This window comes from Leptodesmis sp., from assembly GCF_052746595.1.
In genome coordinates this window covers 1-3650 of the sequence record NZ_JBRAGO010000188.1, presented here as the reverse complement: position 1 = coordinate 3650, position 3650 = coordinate 1, and the positions used below count along the sequence as shown (strand labels likewise).

Annotated in this window: 10 protein-coding genes; all 10 read right to left on the bottom strand. The window is 47.7% G+C overall.

From position 1 onward, the window contains the following. Positions 1-35 precede the first annotated feature (35 nt). Positions 36-296 (bottom strand): hypothetical protein, encoded by a 261-nt coding sequence (locus ACUVQO_RS22770; protein ID WP_445928106.1) that lies wholly within the window; start codon positions 294-296, stop codon positions 36-38. A gap of 2 nt (positions 297-298) precedes the next feature. Next, positions 299-448, bottom strand: coding sequence for a hypothetical protein (locus tag ACUVQO_RS22765; protein ID WP_445928105.1), 150 nt, complete (start codon positions 446-448; stop codon positions 299-301). Continuing rightward, a complete protein-coding gene (locus ACUVQO_RS22760) occupies positions 445-783 on the bottom strand; it encodes a hypothetical protein (RefSeq protein ID WP_445928104.1) in 339 nt (112 codons plus the stop codon). Before ACUVQO_RS22760 ends, ACUVQO_RS22765 begins: the two co-directional genes overlap by 4 nt. Positions 784-790: 7 nt before the next feature. Beyond that, a complete protein-coding gene (locus tag ACUVQO_RS22755; RefSeq protein ID WP_445928103.1) occupies positions 791-1255 on the bottom strand; it encodes a glycosyltransferase in 465 nt (154 codons plus the stop codon). Between the two features lie 111 nt (positions 1256-1366). Further along, positions 1367-1648 carry a XisI protein gene (locus tag ACUVQO_RS22750; protein WP_445928102.1) on the bottom strand — a complete coding sequence of 94 codons (282 nt, stop codon included), beginning with the start codon at positions 1646-1648 and terminating at the stop codon, positions 1367-1369. Between the two features lie 259 nt (positions 1649-1907). Continuing rightward, a complete protein-coding gene (locus ACUVQO_RS22745; RefSeq protein ID WP_445928101.1) occupies positions 1908-2198 on the bottom strand; it encodes an HNH endonuclease in 291 nt (96 codons plus the stop codon). A 171-nt stretch (positions 2199-2369) separates the two neighbouring features. Then, entirely contained in the window at positions 2370-2732 is a 363-nt protein-coding gene (locus ACUVQO_RS22740; protein WP_445928100.1) for a group II intron maturase-specific domain-containing protein, read from the bottom strand. 120 nt (positions 2733-2852) lie between these two features. Beyond that, a complete protein-coding gene (locus tag ACUVQO_RS22735; protein WP_445928107.1) occupies positions 2853-3062 on the bottom strand; it encodes a DUF6887 family protein in 210 nt (69 codons plus the stop codon). Between the two features lie 95 nt (positions 3063-3157). After that, positions 3158-3313, bottom strand: a complete 156-nt coding sequence (locus tag ACUVQO_RS22730) for a DUF6888 family protein (RefSeq protein WP_445928099.1) — start codon at positions 3311-3313, stop codon at positions 3158-3160. Between the two features lie 114 nt (positions 3314-3427). Further along, positions 3428-3610, bottom strand: a complete 183-nt coding sequence (locus tag ACUVQO_RS22725; RefSeq protein ID WP_445928098.1) for a DUF1496 domain-containing protein — start codon at positions 3608-3610, stop codon at positions 3428-3430. Between the last annotated feature and the right edge of the window lie 40 nt (positions 3611-3650).

Sequence of the window (3650 nt, the reverse complement as noted above, 5' to 3'; positions counted from 1 at the left end):
CTGCGTTTCATCCCCGGCTTAAAAGACCGGGGTTCTCACGCGAGTTTTCTATAGATGAGTAAAAAGGTGATGACGAAACCCAGCAACAGCAGGTAATCTGGCGATTTAGTGCCAGCCCCCCAGGTGATGTCTCCCACAGTTAACTGAGAATATTTCTGGGAGAAAAAAGATGCATAAATCCCGGCGATCGCCCGACTCAGTATGGAGGCCAACAGCAGCGCCACCAGGACGTACTCCCAGGTGAAGACTGGCACAGTGAGTAAGGGCTGCAGAAGCTTGAGCAGTTTCATTCGCATGTTCAAGATTTGAGGTCGTTCCGCAAGACATTCAGTTCGTTTTTCCTGACCAGCACCAGGCTGCGGCTCTCACGGGTGACAAAGTAAAAAGGTCGATTTTGGTTCGTCATCACCAACCGGGCGATGTATTCAGACAGAACCGCCAGGATCATGAACAGGATGAAGAACATGACGGAGTTTTGCAGGGAAAGCGTCGTCCAGCCTTCCAGCCTTCCGCCACTTTGGACTTGAAAAGATTGACGAACAGCACGTAAAAGCTATAAATCACATTCAGGAAGGCTCCGGTTAGGGCGGTAAACGAGAGCAGGCGGAGAGGGTAGTAGGAGGAGAGGAAAATTAAGCGAAAGGCGCGAGAAATAGCACCTGAATAACTTTGATTAGTCGGCAGTCCAGTGCGGTTCAGACGTTGATAGGTGAAGGTTTGATACCGTAGACCTGAAAAGGCGGCAATGACCGGAAATAAGCTGTAACGATCGCTATTATCCAAAAACGAATTAATCGCCCGTCGCGTATAAAGTCGCAGCGTGGAAGCAGCGATCGGCAGGTTTTCCTTCGTAATCTGGCGGTAGAAGCAGACCATAGACAAGATCGACTCCGCTATAGGCCAGTTGCACCATTTCCAGAATCGGATCGATGGGATCGTAAGCCGCAGCTAACGTAATCACCACATCCCCGATCGCTTGCTCTAACCCCACGACAAAGGCACTTTCATGAGGAATAGGACGAGCTAAGGAATAGAGTTGAATGTTGCGTAGCTCCTGCTGCAACTGCTCCACTACAGCAACCGTGTTATCGGTCGAGCCATTGTCAACCAGCACAATTTCATAATCCTTATACTCATGACCCAACAAGGCCGAGATAGCTTGCAGATACTCCCCAATCCAGGATTCTGCATTGCAGATGGGCGAAACTACCGACACCAACACATCCGATTGTGGATTCAAACCATGCTTCATCATTTGAGCCTCAGCTTAATAGCGTGTGGGTATCCATCCATCGGTGAAATGCAGCGGCGGCAAATAGCCTCAAATTCAGCACCAGGACTTTCAGCCGTCCGCTGCCACGCAGTGTTAGCCTGCGCCGCTATACGATGCTACAGCAAACTCCGTATACTGCCTCATTTTAGGCTCATGGAATGCCAATACAATATCTTCCTTGGGAACACTTTTACGAATTAAATCAGTTGCAATACCGTTTTCAGTCCAGTCCTCTTCGATCCAGAATTTACCATCCCGAACCCGAACATAAACCGTCATCCCATTAATCCGTTCCCCATTCTGCCAACCAAGATTCATCCAGATATAGTGAACTTTAGCCTCATCTACAATCAAAAACGTTTCGATATTACCCAAACTAGATGGAGGTGAATTTCATAGACTGTGTGCGCGCCATGTCGATAGTTTTTCATTCCCAACTTCTACCACGTTTGGCGTGCTTGCTGAAGCCTTCGCCTGAAGGCGAGGGTTTTGACCCTCCCAGAATGAGACAATAACCTCAGCGGTTGAATTAAACTCAGCGAGGCTGTCACCAACCCCGCTGGTCTTCAAAATCGGACGTGAATCCTTTTGATTCATCCGGCTCCTCAACAGTTTGGTCGTTGTCATCGATACCTTATCCGCCGTCTTCGGCAGACTTTACATCGTGGCAATGTCGATGGAGAAGTTGGAGGTTGGTGAATTCATCTTTTCCGCCTTGAGCAAGGGAAAGAATATGGTCGATTTCCAGCAAATCCTTGTCCTTAAAGAACAGTTGGCAATGAGTACATTGTCCTTGCTGTCGCTTCAGGAGTAATGCAACTCGTTGGCTGACTTGAGGATGTCGTCCCATGCGGGTACTCCAGTAAAGCCAGTCGGCATCAAACGGAGAACGGTTCCCTTGAACCTTGACATGCCGCTTTATCACGGTGTGACTATGTCTTGCTAAGCGTTGAATACTCTCTGGTGTGACCGCAGCAAATATCTATCCTTCTCCCCGATTGATTAACCAGTACTTGTTGGCAATCCAACACTGGTTTTTGCGGGGATGACGATGAGTTGCCCAGTTTTTTAGCTGGAGATACAACCAGTGATCTAGCTATTGATAAGCTTCAGAACTCACTGCTGTCGAGAAATAATTTGACCAGCCAATAATCACTGGGTTGAGCACATCAATCAGGTGAGCTTGAGTTGCTGCCTGGTGCCGTTGGATAATCTGTTTTAATTTCTCTTGATGGCGTTTGATGCTGGTTTGGCTGGGTTGGATCAGGGTTTTGAATCCCAGTGGTGTTCCAGAGGCATTGTGTGCCGTGAAGTGTTTTCCTGCCGGAAATTGCCGCACGGTGAAGCCCAGGAAGAGGACCAGTCGCAACGGTAGGGGTGATGCTGTTACTACTTGCACTTGTAGAGAGGGACTTGCACCCTCACAATTATCCAGTTGTCGAGGTTCTATCCTCGCCATCTGTCCCTGAATATTGCTATTCATTTAGGATGAACGAATCGCACTCGGTGAAGTTGTGCGGCGGCAGATAACCTCGACTGCTCCCACCGATAACCTTTGTTCCGTCCGCACCAACGAGTGTTAGCCCGCGCCGCCACTGCTACCTAGTTTTCTTTTGAGGATTTCTTCCATTGCTTTCAAGTCCTCGTCGGTTTTAGGGAACGGGTAGACTGGACTATTGGGATTGCCCATTCTAATCAAAGCCTCAGTCGCCTCGTCGTTATCCCGATGCGCAAGAACATATGCTCTCAATTCTTGGCAAGACATTTTGCTAAAGTCAGGCTTCGTCATCATTGAACCTCCATTGTCCACTTGAGAAAACCAGGATTTCCAAGCTCTCTGTTACACCAGCAAGAATGAACAATTGCAAATGCTATTGGAAGTTGTTAGCCCCCCAGAATTTCCAAGCTCTCTGTTACACCAGCAAGAATGAACACCGTCTTGGTATTGGGATTGTACCGAAACACATGAATGGGCTGATACCCATCTGAGAGCATTTGGCACACTCTGACGCAGACAAAAGCCTGTTCTGCAGTAGGCATATACTCATATCTACATGATAGCGAGTAATACCATACCGTAAAAGATGTACGGTCTTAAAGAGAGCTAATTGACTAATCAAATAGGGTAAGCAATGCCCACCCCAAAACTGACTTCTAGCAGCTACCGCTCACATCCCAAGAACCAATACTGTTACAAATCAGCAAAGAGCCATTTGAATAAACGCTTGCCCCAGGTGAATAGGCGGAGCCATTGTAATAACAGACTGAACTCTCTCGTTGTAGATTCTGATTAATTGCAGAAGTCTGTTTTGTGACATCGATAGGGGTGCGTGTCACCTTCTAGAGAGAAGATTCATAACTGATTATTGAGATAAGC

Bases quoted from the DNA above. Each gene is read 5' to 3' on its own strand.
- ACUVQO_RS22770 (WP_445928106.1), bottom strand. From the start codon at position 296: ATGCGAATGAAACTGCTCAAGCTTCTGCAGCCCTTACTCACTGTGCCA.
- ACUVQO_RS22765 (WP_445928105.1), bottom strand. From the start codon at position 448: ATGATCCTGGCGGTTCTGTCTGAATACATCGCCCGGTTGGTGATGACG.
- ACUVQO_RS22755 (WP_445928103.1), bottom strand. From the start codon at position 1,255: ATGATGAAGCATGGTTTGAATCCACAATCGGATGTGTTGGTGTCGGTA.
- ACUVQO_RS22740 (WP_445928100.1), bottom strand. From the start codon at position 2,732: ATGGCGAGGATAGAACCTCGACAACTGGATAATTGTGAGGGTGCAAGT.
- ACUVQO_RS22735 (WP_445928107.1), bottom strand. From the start codon at position 3,062: ATGACGAAGCCTGACTTTAGCAAAATGTCTTGCCAAGAATTGAGAGCA.
- ACUVQO_RS22730 (WP_445928099.1), bottom strand. From the start codon at position 3,313: ATGCCTACTGCAGAACAGGCTTTTGTCTGCGTCAGAGTGTGCCAAATG.